This window comes from Kitasatospora setae KM-6054 (genome assembly GCF_000269985.1).
Classification (GTDB): Bacteria; Actinomycetota; Actinomycetes; order Streptomycetales; family Streptomycetaceae; genus Kitasatospora; species Kitasatospora setae.
The window spans coordinates 898,655-912,595 of record NC_016109.1; the positions used below are offsets into that span (position 1 = coordinate 898,655).

10 protein-coding genes are annotated in these 13,941 nt (G+C 76.4%); 2 read left to right on the top strand and 8 right to left on the bottom strand.

Annotated features, from left to right (window positions below; all coding sequences use genetic code 11):
• Positions 1 to 214 precede the first annotated feature (214 nt).
• Positions 215 to 4,078 (top strand): nSTAND1 domain-containing NTPase, encoded by a 3,864-nt coding sequence (locus tag KSE_RS45600; RefSeq protein ID WP_014133968.1) that lies wholly within the window; start codon positions 215 to 217, stop codon positions 4,076 to 4,078.
• A gap of 41 nt (positions 4,079 to 4,119) precedes the next feature.
• Here KSE_RS45600 and asnB read toward each other — a convergent pair whose 3' ends face one another.
• From asnB to KSE_RS03935, 8 genes are all read right to left on the bottom strand, one after another.
• On the bottom strand, positions 4,120 to 5,973 hold the full coding sequence (gene asnB, locus KSE_RS03900; RefSeq protein ID WP_014133969.1) for an asparagine synthase (glutamine-hydrolyzing): 1,854 nt from the start codon (positions 5,971 to 5,973) through the stop codon (positions 4,120 to 4,122).
• A 306-nt stretch (positions 5,974 to 6,279) separates the two neighbouring features.
• Positions 6,280 to 7,215 (bottom strand): ATP-grasp domain-containing protein, encoded by a 936-nt coding sequence (locus tag KSE_RS03905; protein ID WP_014133970.1) that lies wholly within the window; start codon positions 7,213 to 7,215, stop codon positions 6,280 to 6,282.
• A 35-nt stretch (positions 7,216 to 7,250) separates the two neighbouring features.
• Positions 7,251 to 7,829: an exosortase/archaeosortase family protein gene (locus KSE_RS03910; protein ID WP_014133971.1), complete on the bottom strand. Its 579-nt coding sequence runs from the start codon at positions 7,827 to 7,829 to the stop codon at positions 7,251 to 7,253.
• Between the two features lie 14 nt (positions 7,830 to 7,843).
• Complete coding sequence (locus KSE_RS03915) at positions 7,844 to 9,184, bottom strand: glycosyltransferase (RefSeq protein ID WP_014133972.1); 1,341 nt, start codon at positions 9,182 to 9,184, stop codon at positions 7,844 to 7,846.
• Positions 9,181 to 9,885 carry an HAD family hydrolase gene (locus tag KSE_RS03920; protein ID WP_014133973.1) on the bottom strand — a complete coding sequence of 235 codons (705 nt, stop codon included), beginning with the start codon at positions 9,883 to 9,885 and terminating at the stop codon, positions 9,181 to 9,183. The genes KSE_RS03915 and KSE_RS03920 overlap by 4 nt, the downstream gene beginning before the upstream one ends.
• Positions 9,882 to 10,526, bottom strand: coding sequence for a PIG-L deacetylase family protein (locus tag KSE_RS03925; protein WP_014133974.1), 645 nt, complete (start codon positions 10,524 to 10,526; stop codon positions 9,882 to 9,884). The genes KSE_RS03920 and KSE_RS03925 overlap by 4 nt, the downstream gene beginning before the upstream one ends.
• The gene (wecB, locus tag KSE_RS03930; RefSeq protein ID WP_014133975.1) at positions 10,526 to 11,689 is read right to left on the bottom strand and encodes a non-hydrolyzing UDP-N-acetylglucosamine 2-epimerase; all 1,164 of its coding nucleotides are present in this window, start codon (positions 11,687 to 11,689) and stop codon (positions 10,526 to 10,528) included. The genes KSE_RS03925 and wecB overlap by 1 nt, the downstream gene beginning before the upstream one ends.
• A gap of 118 nt (positions 11,690 to 11,807) precedes the next feature.
• Positions 11,808 to 13,490: a purple acid phosphatase family protein gene (locus KSE_RS03935; protein ID WP_331457810.1), complete on the bottom strand. Its 1,683-nt coding sequence runs from the start codon at positions 13,488 to 13,490 to the stop codon at positions 11,808 to 11,810.
• A gap of 239 nt (positions 13,491 to 13,729) precedes the next feature.
• On the opposite strand from KSE_RS03935, the gene KSE_RS03940 reads away from it, so the two are divergent.
• Positions 13,730 to 13,936, top strand: coding sequence for a DUF6011 domain-containing protein (locus KSE_RS03940; RefSeq protein ID WP_014133977.1), 207 nt, complete (start codon positions 13,730 to 13,732; stop codon positions 13,934 to 13,936).
• Positions 13,937 to 13,941: the final 5 nt, after the last annotated feature.

Here is a 13,941-nt window from a genome sequence, read left to right on the forward strand (position 1 = left end):
CGGCGGCGGGAGCGGCCGGTGATCGGCTCCGGTGAAAGCATGGCCCGGCGGCCGGGGGGCGCACACCGGTTGACTGTTGTCGCCGTCGGCGGGCACCTCGACAACCCCTCCGAGCTGCGGCTTCGCTCTTTCGGGCGACCCGGGGCGACGAACGGGTCCGGGCCGGGTCCGCCTCCTCTACGTTGCCGGGAGGCGAGCGGAACAGGGGCGGCAGGTGGACACGGAGCGCAACCGACAGCGGGTCCCGGAGCAGAGCGGGCAGCAGAGGCACCACCAGGAACGACCGGCACGACCGGAACGACAGACGCGGCCGGAACAGCCGGAACGGCCGGACGGTCAAGAGGCCGGCTTCGGCCCGGCGCTGCGCGAGCGGCGGCGGGCGGCCGGGCTGTCGCAGGCCGAGCTGGCGGCGCTGGTGCACTACGACAAGAGCCACATCAGCAAGGTCGAGAACGGTGACAAGCCGGCGACCGCCGCGTTCGCCCGGGCCTGTGACCGGGAGTTGCGCACCGGCGGCGCGCTGGCGGAGTTGGCGGTGCGCGGCCAGTGCCCGTACCCGGGGCTGGCGTGTTTCCGGGCGGAGGACGAGCGCTGGTTCCACGGCCGTGACCGGGCCAGGGCCGAGTTGCTGGCGCTGCTCGGCGAGCGGTGGTCGGACCGGGGCGGTCCGGTCGTGGTGGTGGGCCCGTCGGGCGCGGGGAAGTCCTCGCTGCTGCGGGCGGGGCTGGCTCCGGCGCTGCGGCGCGGGCTGTTGCCGGCGCTGGGGCCGGCGGCGGCCGAGGTGTTCGCGCCGGGTGCCGAGCCGTCGGAGCGGCTGGCGGCGGTCGCGGCGGGGACCGCGCCGGTCTGGGTGGTCGACCAGGCCGAGGAACTGTTCACGCTGTGCGCGGATCCGGAGGAGCGGCGGTCGTTCCTGGACCGGTTGTGCCGGGAGGGCGGCCCGGACGGGTCGCGGCTGGTGGTGCTGGGGGTGCGAGCCGACCTGTACGGGGAGTTGCTGGCGCACGAGGGGATGCTGCGGGCGGTGCGGCGGGGCCAGTTCGCGCTGGGGCCGATGAGCGCGGAGGAGCTGGGCGAGGCGATCACGGCGCCGGCCCGGACGGCCCGACTGGAGCTCGAACCGGGCCTGTTGGACGTCCTGTTGGCCGATCTGGGCGCGCACGGCGGACCGGACGCGCGGGCCGCCGACCCGGGGTCGCTGCCGCTGCTGGCGCACACCCTGCGCGCGGTGTGGCAGCAGCGGGCGGGGCGTTCGCTGTCGCTGGCGGGCTACCGGGCGATCGGCGGGCTGCGCGGTTCGGTGGCGCTGACCGCCGAGCGGGCCTGGTCGCGGTTGGACGAGCCGTCCCGGGCGACGGCCCGCCGGGTGCTGCTGCGGCTGGTGCACCTGGGGCCGGACGGGCAGGCGTCCCGGCGGCACGCCGAACTCGACCGGCTGGCCGAGGTGGACGCCGAGCCGGGGCGGGTCGCGGCGGTGCTGGCGTCCTTCGCGGCCGACCGGCTGGTCACCCTGGACGGCAGCGGGGCGGCGCTCTCGCACGAGGCGCTGCTGCGGGCCTGGCCGCGGCTGCGCGGCTGGATCGAGGAGAGCCGCTCGGGGCTGCTGACCCACCAGCAGTTGGCCCAGGACGCCGGGCACTGGGCGGGTTCGGGGCAGGAGGACGCGCTGCTGTACCGGGGCAGTCGGCTGGCGGGCGCCCGGGACTGGGCGGCGGCCGGCGGCGAGGCCGAACTGACGCCCGTCGAACGGGAGTTCCTGGCCGCGTCGGTGGCCAGGGCGGAGCGGCAACAGCGGACAGAGCGGCGCCGGCTGCGCGCCCGACGGCAGCTGGCGGGCCTGCTGGCGCTGGTGCTGGTCGCGGCCGGGCTGGCCGGCGGGCTGCTGTGGCAGGAGCACGGGCGCGCGACGGCGGCCGAGCGGGGCCGGACCGCGCTGACCCTGCTCACCGACGCGCGGCTCGGCACGGCCCGCAACCCGTTCGCGACGCTGCTCTGGTCGGTGGAGGCCCACCGGACGGCCGACGCCGGGGTGCCGGAGCTGCGCCGGGCCGCCGACGACGCGGTGCTGAGCACCCAGGCGCAGTACCTGACCGGCCGGATCCCGGGTTTCCGCTGGGGCGTCAACGGGCTGGCGCTCAGCCCGGACGGCCGGCTGGTGGCCACCGGCGACGCGCAGGGCCGGGTCTCGCTGTGGGACGCCCGCACCACCGCGCCGGTCGCCGAGCTGCAGGGCGAGGTCCGGCACCCGGTGCAGGACGTGGAGTTCAGCCCGGACGGCACGGTGCTGGCCGTCACCCTCACCAACGACAAGGACCGGCACGTCCTGCTCTGGCGGGTCGCCGACCGGGCGCCGCTGCCCTCCCCGGTGATGCCGCCGAGCATCACCGGGAAGCCGACCTCGGCCAAGCGGCTGGCGTTCAGCGCGGACGGCGCGCTGCTCGCGGCGGGCAGCGGCGACCCGGACCTGCCGGGCCGGGTCTGGGTGTGGCGGACGGACGCGGGCGCCGCCCCGCCGGTGCGCACCCTGCTGGAGCACACCGGGGCGATCCAGGGCCTGGCTTTCGGCCCGGGCCATCTGCTGGCCTCCGCCGACAGCGACGGCGGCGTGCTGCTCCGCGACCTGGACGCCCCGCCGACCGCCGCCGGCGGCGCCCCGGCGCTGCTCGCCGCGCATGCCCCGACCCCGCGCTCGCTGGCCTTCGCGGCGGACGGGCGGCTGCTGACGGTCGGCGACGAGCGGGGCGGCATCCGGCTCTGGCGGCCCCCGGCCACCGACCCCGACTCCCCCGACTCCCCCGGCTCCCGGCCCGACTGGTCGGTGAGCGACCTGCCGCCCCGACACGGCGGCGCGGTCAACGCGCTGGCGCTGACCCCGGACGGCACGACCCTGGTCTCGGCGGGTGCCGACGGCCGCGCGCTGGCCTGGGACGTGCCGACCGGCCGGGTCACCGCCGAGCTGCGCGGCCACCCGACGTTCGTGCTGGGGGCGGCGATCGGCCGCGACGGCCGGACGGTCGTCACCTCGGCGGGGATCAGCGCCCCGACCGGCACCGTGCTGCTCTGGGACCTGCGGCGCGGCACCGACCTGGCGCCGGCCCCGGGCCGCCCGCCGGTCACCGCCGTCGCGGCGGCCGGGGACCGGGCGGCGGTCGGCACCGCGGACGGGCGGCTGGCGCTCTGGGACGTCGCGGGCCCGGAGCCGCGCCCGATCGCGACGGGCACGCCGGACGGGGTGCCGTCCGGCGTGCCCGTCGCCGCGCTGGCCTTCGACCGGGCCGGCCGCACCCTGGTCGAGCTGCTGGCGGACGGGTCGGTCCTGGTCCGCGATCCGGCGGACGGTTCGGTGCGGGCAGTCCAGCGGGTCGACGGCGTGCCGGAGGCCGCCGCGCTGAGCCCGGACGGCTCGGCGCTGGCTGTCAGCACGACGGGCGGGGACGTGCTGGCCGGCGCCCCGGACGGCACGCCGCTGCGGCTGCGCTGGCGCGACCGGCACGACCACGTCCAGTCGATGGTCTTCCTTCCCGACGGCACCCGGCTGGCCTGCGCCCACGACTCGCCGCGGGTCGGTTTGCTCGATCTCGCGTCCCCGGACCCCGCGATGGAGAAGAGCGACCTCCTGCACCAGGACCTGGTCCGCCGGGTCGCGCTCAGCCCGGACGGCCGACTGCTCGCCACGGCGGGCAACGACCGGCTGATCCGCCTCTGGGACACCGGCACCGGCCGACCGCAGGACGAGGGCGAGCGGACCACCGCCGAGGACACCCTGCTGGGCCTGGCCTTCAGCCCGGACGGCCGCTCGATCGCCGGCGCCACCCACGAGGGCCGCCTGCTGGTGTGGTCCGCGACGGCCCCGTCGGCCCCGGTCACCCTGACCGGCCCGGCCCGGTCCTTCGGCGGCCTCGCCTTCCTCTCCGACGGACGCGCCCTGCTCGGCGGCGACGACGGCACCGCCCCGGTCTGGACCCTCGACCCCGCCGCCGCCACCACCGCGGCCTGCGCCGTCGTGCACGCCCCACTGCCCCCCGCCGAGTGGCGGCGCCTGCTGCCCACCCTCCCCTACCGCCCCGCCTGCGGCTGACCGGCCCCGCCGGGCCGGCCCGGCGGGGCGCCCCCGGGGTGTCAGAGCTTCAGGTCGACCCGGTGTCGGCGCAGCCAGCCGTCCAGCAGCAGGACGGTCTCGCCGGCGTTGCGCAGGTCGGGGCCGGCGGCGTCGGCGACGGCGGTGGTGGCGGCGGTGAGGTCGAGCAGGTCGTGGGCGGGGGCGGCGGGGTCGGCGAGCAGGGTGCGCAGTTCGCCGCGCAGGGCCTCGGCGTAGCGGGGGTCCTGGGTGGAGGGGTAGGGGCTCTTGACGCGTTGGGCGACGGCTTCGGGGAGGACGTCGCGGGCGGCGGCGCGCAGCAGGGACTTCTCCCGGCCGTCGAAGTTCTTCATCGCCCAGGGGGTGTTGAAGACGTACTGGACGAGGCGGTGGTCGCAGAACGGGACGCGGACCTCCAGGCCGACGGCCATCGAGGTGCGGTCCTTGCGGTCGAGCAGTTGTTGGACGAAGCGGGTCAGGTGCAGGTGGCTGATCTCGCGCATCCGGCGTTCGTGGCCCTCCTCGCCGGCGAGCCGGGGGACTTCGGCGAGCGCCTCGCGGTAGCGGGTGTCGCGGTAGCCGGGGAGGTCGAGCGCGGCGAGCAGGCCGGGTTCGAGCAGCGAGTGCGGGCCGAGGCGGCTGGCGCCGCTGGAGAAGCCCTTGGCGATCAGGTACATCCAGGGGAAGCCGTCGTGGGCGACGGCGGCGGGGTCGTGGAACCACAGGTAGCCGCCGAACACCTCGTCGGCGGACTCGCCGGAGAGGGCGACGGTGGAGTGTTCGCGGACGGCCTTGAACAGCAGGTAGAGCGAGGTGTCGCCTTCGCCGAGGCCGAGCGGCAGGTCGCGGGCGGCGAGGACGGCGTCCCGGTTGGCGCGGTCGATCAGGTCGGCGGTGTCGAGCACGATGTCGCGGTGGTCGGCGCCGACGTGCGCGGCGAGCGCGTGCGCGTAGGGGCCGTCCAGGGTGGGGCGCAGCGCGTCGGGGGTGAAGTTCTCGGCCTGGCGGGCGAAGTCGACGGCGAACGAGCGGACCGGACCCTGTCCGGCGTCGGCCAGGCCGCGGGCGGCGAGCGCGGTGATCACCGAGGAGTCGAGGCCGCCGGAGAGCAGGGTGCAGAGCGGCACGTCGGCGATCAGCTGGCGGCCGACGATGTCGTCGAGCAGTTCGCGGACGGTGGCGATGGTGGTCGGCAGGTCGTCGGTGTGCTCGTACGACTCCAGCGCCCAGTAGCGGCGTTCGGTCAGGCCCGCGCGGCGCACGCGCAGGGTGTGGCCGGGCTTGAGCTCGTGCATGCCGCGGTAGACGGCGTGGCCGGGTGTCTTGCTGAAGGCGAGCAGTTCGGCGAGGCCCTCGGCGTCGACGGCGGCGTGCGCCTCGGGGTGGGCCAGGATCGCCTTGGGTTCGGAGCCGAACAGCACGCCGTCGGCGGTGGGCCAGTAGTAGAGCGGTTTGACGCCGAGCCGGTCGCGGACCAGCAGCAGTTCCTCGGTGCGCGGGTCCCAGAGCGCGAAGGCGTACATGCCGTTGAGCCGCTCGACGAAGGACTCGCCCCACTCCAGGTAGGCGCGCAGGGCCACCTCGGTGTCGCTGTCGGTGCGGAAGTGGTGGCCGCGCGAGCGGAGTTCGGCGCGCAGTTCGCGGTAGTTGTAGATCTCGCCGCTGTAGGTGGTGACCAGGACGGTGCGGCCGTCGTGCTCGGCGGCCATCGGCTGGCGGCCGCCGTCGAGGTCGATGACGGCGAGCCGGCGGTGGCCGAGGCCGACGTGGGTGTCGAGCCAGACGCCGGCGGCGTCGGGGCCGCGGCAGGCCATGGTGGCGGTCATCGCGGCGAGGGTGGCGTGTTCGGTGCTCAGGTCCCGGTCGAACGAGACCCATCCGGTGATCCCGCACATGCGTGGTGTGGCCCTTCCACGGACGAGGCCGGCGCCGCGCCGCCCCGGTGGTGGCGGGGGCGGGGCCGTCTCCCGTACGGCCGCGTCGGCGGCACGACGCTAAGCGGGTTAGGTGCATTGGACAACCAAGCGTTGGTCATGGCCGTCCACTTCGGGCCACCCGCCCGCACCGCCCCGACCTGCTCCTCCACCGCCCGACTCACCGTGCAACTCACCTTCCACGCACCACTTTTGTGGCCCGATCCCGCCCCCGCCGGGGGCCGGACGGGCCAACCCGGGGGCCGGACGGGCCAGCCCGGCCCCCGCTCAGACCAGCACCCGGTGCTCGGCGAAGCTGCGCGCCGTCGTCACGCCCGGCTCCCAGCGCAGCGCCGCCGGGTCGGCCTCGCCGCCGAGCAGCAGCCGCAGGTACTGGCCGACCAGGTCGGCGCCGGCCGCCAGCGAGATCGGCAGGCCGCCCGAGCAGCGCGGGTTGACCTCCACCACCCGGGCCGGGCCGTCCGCCTCCAGGAACCCCTGGACGTTGACCAGCCCGGTCAGGCCGAGCGCGGCCGTCAGCTCCGCGACCAGGACGTCCACCCGCGGGTCGGCGAACGTCGTCCCCCGGGTGGCGATCCCGCCGCGCACCTGGCTCCGCCAGCGCGGGACGGCCGCGTGCACGGTGCCGTCCCGGCCGATCAGGCAGTCGGCGGTGAACTCCCGCCCCGGCAGCAGGGTCTGCACCACCGGGTCCGGGACGCGCCGCAGCAGCGTCGGGAAGTCCGCCGGGTCGGTCACCACGTGCACGTCCCGCGAGCCGCGCCCGCGCCGGGGCTTGACCACCCACGGCCCCGGCAGCCCGCCCGGGCCGCCCAGCGCCGTGCCGGGCGCGGCGACGGCGCCGATCGCCCGCGCGAACACCCACTTGTCCAGGCAGCCGGTGACGGTCTCCGGCGCCGGGAACCAGGCCGCGACGCCGCGCTCCGCGAACGCCGCCTCCCGGCCGGCCAGCCGCTCCAGCTCCTCCCCGACCGTGACCACCACCGCGCCGCACCGGTGCGCCACCGCCGCGTCCAGCAGCGCCGCCGCGAACCCCGGCTCCCCGGCGGAGGGCAGCACCACGCCCTCGTGGCCGAGGTGCAGCCCCACCCCCTCCGGGTCGGCGTCGCCCACCACCGGCACCATCCCGGCCCGGGCCGCCTCCCGCGCCACCACCACCCCGGCCGGCCCCCCGCCGCCGGTCACCAGCACCCGTACCGCCATCACACGCCTCCAGGAATCGCAGGAATCATCGGTCGTCACAGCAACCCGCCCGCGGACCCGCCCGCGGACCCGCTCGCGGGCCCCGATGGCGAGGGCGGTTCGCGCCGGATCCGCAGCGCGACCATCAGCAGCACCGCGACCAGCAGCATCAGGTACGACCAGAGCGTCCCGCCCCAGTCGTGGAACCCGACCATCGCCGGGATGCCGTAGCCCTGCCCGACCCACAGCACCGCGACCAGCCGGGCCAGGTTCGCCGCGCCGAACACCGCGACGGCGACGGCCGCCCCGGTCAGCCGGCGGTGCCACGTCCCGCCGAGGATCAGCAGCGAGACGCCCGCGCAGGCGGCGGCGACGGTGAGCGCGGAGCAGGACGGGCTGATCCGGATGAAGAACGGCTGGTGGCCGTGGAAGCCGTGCACCAGGTCGGTGCCGGGCAGCTGGCGGACCATGTCGAGTCCGCACCAGCGGGCGACCGCCGCGGTCGCGGCGGCCTCGGCCCGGGTGACCGGCCCGGCGGCCCAGTGGCCGAGGGCGAGGGTCGCGGCGATCACGGCGAGGACCCGCAGCAGCGGGGCGAGCGGCCGGGCCGGGCCGACCGACGGGCGGGGCCTCACGGGCGGGCGGGGCTTCACGGGCGGGCTCCGATCGCCGCGTTGGGGGCCGTGGCGGTGCGCTCGGTCTTCACCCAGGAGTACGCGGAGCCGATCCGCCGGTCGATCAGGGCGCGGGTGCACAGCAGCATGGAGAGGACGAACAGCGCGGGGAACAGCAGCAGGTACAGCACCTCGCGCCGCCGCGTCCCGGCCCGGACCAGCCCGCCGCCGATCTCCAGCACCGGCCCGGCCAGCATCAGCGGCGCGACCGGCCACAGCGGCACGGTGAGCGCCGCCCCGGGCCAGGACGCCTCGGCGCCGGCCAGCAGCAGCGCCACCGCGCACAGCACCGGCACGTGGTACAGGTACAGGAACAGCAGCGCCTCCGCCTTGCCGAGCACGCCCAGGTGCCGGGAGCGCAGCAGCGCGCCCCGGTAGTCGGCGCAGACCTGCTGGTGGCCGCGCGCCCAGCGGTAGCGCTGGCGCCAGTAGCCGCGCAGCGTGGTGACGGCGAGTTCGGTGTCGACGGCGTCCTCGGCGTAGCCGACCCGGCGGCCGGAGAGCCAGACCCGCAGCGTCAGGTCGGTGTCCTCGGTGACGGAGTCGGTGTTCCAGCCGCCGAGTTCGCGCAGCACCGGGGTGCGCACCGCGCAGTTCGCGCCGCCGTACGCGGGGAGGCCGAAGGCGCTGCGCCGGCCGGCCATGTTGACCAGGTAGCCGCACAGGTAGTCGATCGCGACCAGCCGGGCGATCAGGCCGTCACCGGGGTTGCGCACCACGCAGCGGCCCTGCGCGGCGGCCGTGCCGGGGTCGTCGAAGACCCGGACGAGGGCGCGCAGGCAGCCGGGTTCGGGCTGGTGGTCGGCGTCGAGGACGACGGTGATCTCCCCGCGGACGAGTTCCAGCGCCTCGTTCAGCGCGGCCGACTTCCCGCCCACCGCGTCCGGGCTCCGGCGCAGCACCCGCCAGTTCGGGCGGCCCAGGGCCGCGCGCTCCAGCCGCTCGCCGGTGTCGTCGGCGGAGCGGTCGTCGACCAGGACGACGTCCAGCCGGTCGGCGGGGTAGTCGAGCGCGGCCAGTGCCCGGACCAGCCCGTCGATGACCTTCGCCTCGTCGTGGCACGGCACCAGCACCGTCACGCTCGGCAACTCCCCTGCGGGGCGCGGCGGTTCGGGGCGCGCGTGCAGCGCCCCGGCGAGCAGCACCAGGTGCCGCAGCAGGTAGAGGCCGAACACCCCGGCCAGGAACCCGGCCAGCGCGTGGTGCGCCCAGACCGGGCGCCGGCACAGCAGCCCGATCACCGCGACCGCCGGGAGCAGCCACCGGAGCGGCAGCCGCCGGAACGGCAGCCGGAGCAGCCGCCGGAGCCGCTTCACACCGCCTCCAGGACCAGGTCGAGCGCCTCCGCGACGCTCGCCACCGAGGCGAACTCGCTCCCCTCGTCCGGCCGTTCGCGGTACTCGCCCTGCCGGACCCGGATCACCGGGATGCCCAGCCGGGCCGCGCCGGCCACGTCCTTGTCCGGCCGGTCGCCGACCATCAGCACCTCACCGGGGGCCAGTTCCCCGCCGGGGTCGCGGCCGAGCAGGGCGAGCGCCCGCCGGAAGCCGTCGGGGGCGGGTTTGCGGGCGGCCCGGCCGCCGGGCAGCTCGTCGGTGCAGACGACCAGGGGCAGCAGCGGCGCGAGGCCGGTCGCGGCGAGTTTGGCGCGCTGCTGGGCGGGGTTGCCGTCGGTGAGCAGCACCAGCGGGACGGTCTCGGCGAGCCGGGCCAGCCGGTCGGCGACGCCGGGGTAGGGGTCGAGCCGCACCGGCCGGAACGCCCGGAACGCCTCCACCAGCTCTGCCGCCAACTCGTCTCCCGGGAGGCCGAGTTGCTCCAGCGCCCGGTCGACGATCCGCCCCCGGTCGCTGCCCCGCGCGCAGACCCGCGCCAGCGCGGCCCGCAGCGGGGCCCGCAGGTCGGCGGGCGCGGCGGCGGCGACCGCGTCCCAGGCGGCGGCGAGGAAGGCGGCCTGCGGGTAGAGCGTGTCGTCGAGGTCGAGCAGCACGCCCCGGCAGCGGGTCCGGGCGCTCACGCCGTCACCTGCCGGGGCAGGGCGGCGGCGGGGACGCCGAGGCTGAGCAGGCTGCGGGTGGCGGTGAACGCCTCGGCGTCCTCCAGTCGGCCCTGGAAGCCGCGGAAGCGGGCCTGGGCGGCGAGCGCGTCGAGGTCGACCCGGCGGGAGCCGACCACCTGGGAGAGGTGGTGGCGCAGCAGGGCGAGTTTGCCGGGCACGTGGCCGGTGACGTCGCTGTAGACGGTGGGTTGGAAGTCCAAGGTGGTGGGGCCTTCGTAGTGCAGCAGGTGGGGGTGGGTGCGGGCGGCGGCGACGGTGGCCCGGGCGGCCGCGCGGTGGTCCTGGTGCGAGTCGGCGGGGGCGTGGGTGAGGACGAGGTCGGGCCGGAACTCGGCGAGCACGTCCTCGATCCGGCGGGTGAGCGCGGCGTCGTGCGCCAACTCGCCGTCGCGGAAACCGCCCCGGTACAGTCGTGCGCCCAACTGCCGCGCGGCGGCTTGCTGTTCGCGGTCGCGCAGGTGGGGGTCGCCGGGGCCGAGCCGTCCGTCGGTGAGCACCAGCAGGGCGAGCCGCGCGCCCTGCTCGCGGGCCTTCAACAGGGTGGCGCCGCAGCCGAGTTCGATGTCGTCGGGGTGCGAGCCGATCGCCAGGATCCGCATCAGGCCGCTCCGGGTTCGCGCAGTGCGAGCCGGTCGGCCCGGTGCGCGTCGAGGACGAGTCGGGCGATCCGTTCGCCGGTGCGGCCGTCTCCGTAGGGGCAGCGGAGCGCGGCGATCCGGTGCTGTTCGGCGGGGTCGAGCAGTCGGCGGGCGGCGGCCAGCGCGCGGTCCGGGTCGAGGCCGGTGAGCACGGCCTGGCCGAGGGCGACGCCTTCGGGGCGCGGGGTGCTCTCGCGGAGCACCACGGCGGGGACGCCGAACCAGCCGGCCTCTTCCTGGAGTCCGCCGGAGTCGGTGGCGACCAGGGCCGAGGAGGCGGTCAACTCCAGCATCCGCCGGTGCGGTTGGGGTTCCAGCAGGTCGATTCCCGGGTGTTCCAGGGCGGTGCGCAGGCCGTGTGCGGCCAGCCGGTCGGCGGTGCGCGGGTGCAGCGGGAACACCACCGGGCCGTGGGCCTCCGCCAGCGCCCGGACGGTGGCCACCAGGGCGGCCAGCCGCTCGGGCGTGTCGACGGTGCCGGGCCGGTGCGCGGTGACCAGGACGCCGCGCCGCCGGGCGACCGTCACGGCGGCCACGCCGGAGGTGCGCAGCACGTCGAGGACGGTGTTGCCGACCACGTGCACGGCGTCGGCGGGGACGCCCTCGCGCAGCAGGTTGTCGCGGGCGCCGTCGGTGGGGGCGAAGTGCAGGGTGGCGAGGCCGGCGGCGACGGTGCGGTTGCTCTCCTCGGGCGAGAGCGGGTTGCGCGAGCGCAGCCCGGCCTCGACGTGGGCGACGGGGACGCCGTGCCGGCGGGCGGCGAGGGCGACCAGCGGCACCGTCCAGGTGTCGCCCTGGACGATCGCCAGGTCGGGCCGCAGCCCCGCGGCGAAGTGCGCGAGCGCGTGGGCGAGCAGGCCGCCGGTGCGGGCGGCCTCGTCGCCGGCGAGCTCCCAGGCGGCGTCCGGCGGGACGCCGAGGTCGGCGAAGAAGGCGCCGGCCATCCGCCGGTCGTGGTGCTGGCCGGTGGCGACGACCCGGACGTCCGCCCCGGCGGCGCGCAGGGCGTGCACGACGGGGGCGAGTTTGACGATCTCGGGGCGGGTGCCGGCGAAGACGGTGAGCTGCGGGGCCCGGCCGGGACGGGTGGTCCCGGCCGGGGTCCGCCGAGGTGCGGCGTTCATCGGTGCGTCAGGGTTCCGGTTCGTCAGGGCTGCGTTTCGTCAGCGCCGCGGGTCTCAGCGCTGCGGTTCGTCAGCGCTGCGGTTCGTCAGGGCTGCGTTTCGTCAGCGCCGCGGTTCGTCAGGCGACGGGGACGTCGAGGCCGCTGCGGTGCTTCTGCCAGCCGGCGTAGCCCGCGTACCCGGCGCCGGCGGCGAGCGCGGCGCCGGCCAGCAGCGCGCCGGAGCCGAACGCGGGGGTGTCGACGGTGGCGGCGGTGCGGGCGAGGGTGATCCGGTCGATCTCGGTGCCGGCCTTGGCGCCCTCGACCGAGATGCCGCGCACGGTGAGGGTGGCGGTGCCGCCGGGGGCGGCGGGCTTGACGTCGACGGCGAGCAGGTTGTGCCCGCGGTAGCGGACCCGCGACCAGTCGACGGCCTCGGTGACCTTGCCGCCGGCCCCGAAGTAGCCGCCGGCCACGCCGGAGACGTCCTTGACGTTGCCCGCGTAGCTCTCCGGCCCGTTCGAGGGGAGGCTGTACAGGCCGGCGCCGCCGCCGCCCGCGACGATGTAGGTGGTGCCGTCGCTGACCGGGCTGACGGTGTCGCCGACGGCCGCGCCGCGGGTCGGCTTGCCGCCGCGGATCGGGTCGGTGCGCTCGTACATGTGGTTGTGGCCGTTGATGACCAGGTCGACGTCGTACTTGTCGAACAGCGGGGTCCACTTCTCCCGCACGCCGCCGTCGGAGACGTGGCTGGTGGTCACCGAGTAGGCGCAGTGGTGGAAGAACACGATGATGAAGTCGATCGCGGGGGTGGCCCGCAGGTCGGCGAGGGTCTTCTCCAGCCAGGTGGTCTGCGCGCCGCCGGAGTAGCCCTGGTTGGCCTTGATCTCGTACGAGACGTCGTTGGCGTCGAGCGACAGCACGGCGACGTTGCCGTAGGTGAAGGCGTAGACGCTGGGGCACTCGGCGGGGCCGCTGGTGGGCAGGTCGAGGCGCTTGGCGTGGCCGCCGTAGCCGTTGGGCGAGTACCAGGCCTCCATGTCGTGGTTGCCGGTGGCGACCATCCACGGCACGGACTGGGCGACCGGTTCGATCTGCTTGAGGTAGCTGTCCCAGACCGACGGGTTGTAGCTGTCGGTCAGCTTGCCCTGGCCGTTCGGGTCGGCGTAGCAGATGTCGCCGGCCAGCAGGTGGAAGGCCGGGTTCTGCGCGGTGATCTGCGCGTTCTCCAGCGCGGCCTGGGCGCTGGCGCCCTGGTCGCCCATCGCGGTGAAGGTGAACGGCTTGCGGCCGGAGCCGCCGGCGGCCGGGCCGGTGGTGAAGGAGTTGACCGGGCCGGACGCCGCCTCCAGGCCCTCGTGGCCCACCGCGTAGTAGTAGGTGGTGTCGGGGGCGAGCCGGTCGAGCGCGGCGTGCCCGTAGTACTGCTCCAGCGGCGCCCCGGTGCCGTAGTCGCTGCGCAGGTTGCGGATCTCGGCCTGCACGGTCTGGCTCAGGTCGGTCGGCGAAGTGCCCACCCGCAGCACGGGGTTGGCGACGGCGGACGGCAGCTGCCAGCCGACCCGCATCTGGGTGGCCGGGTCGTTGCCGAACGCGAGGTGCCGGCCGAACGGCAGCACGGCCGAGCCGGGCGTGTCGGCGTACGCGGCGCGGCTGAGCAGCATCGGTCCGGCGGCGACGGCCGCGGCCCCGAACACGCCGGCCCGCAGCACGCTGCGCCGGGACAGGCCCTTGCGGACGTCCTGCCAGTACTCGTACTGCTCGGCGATGGTCATCTCGTCGGCCCGGCGGCGCGACACCCGGAAGCCGGGAAGGTCCACGGGTTTCCCCTTCGGTGGTCTGGTGGAGCGGAAGCGGAAGCGGAACCTCGCCTTCGCCTGATGGAGGTTCATCCCCGGAGATGTCCTGTTCGCAGACGTGCGGTGAACAGTCGTCCGATCGCACCGGGCGGCCCGGTGAAGATCACCTGGACGAACGCTGGTGGTCGCCGGCCACCCGCCGGCCACCCGCCGGGCACCCCCCTGTCGCGACCGCGACCCCGCGATGGTCAACTTGAACGGTGAGCGAGCAGAACGGCAGCACCGAACCCCCGATCCCCGGCACCGCCGTGGCCCGCCGCCCGGCGCCCGTGGTCCGCTGCCGCCGCTGCCACCGCCCGCTGCGCAACCCCGAGTCCCGCTGGGAGAAGCTCGGCCGCCACTGCGCCGACGCCCCCGCCCCGACCCGGGTCTACGTCATCGACCAGGACCACCTGCCGGGCACCTGAGCCCC

What these genes read in the sequence shown, in the direction of transcription:
- asnB (WP_014133969.1), bottom strand. Translation starts at nt 5,973, where the DNA reads ATGTGCGGGATCACCGGATGGGTCTCGTTCGACCGGGACCTGAGCACC.
- KSE_RS03905 (WP_014133970.1), bottom strand. Translation starts at nt 7,215, where the DNA reads ATGGCGGTACGGGTGCTGGTGACCGGCGGCGGGGGGCCGGCCGGGGTG.
- KSE_RS03925 (WP_014133974.1), bottom strand. Translation starts at nt 10,526, where the DNA reads ATGCGGATCCTGGCGATCGGCTCGCACCCCGACGACATCGAACTCGGC.
- wecB (WP_014133975.1), bottom strand. Translation starts at nt 11,689, where the DNA reads ATGAACGCCGCACCTCGGCGGACCCCGGCCGGGACCACCCGTCCCGGC.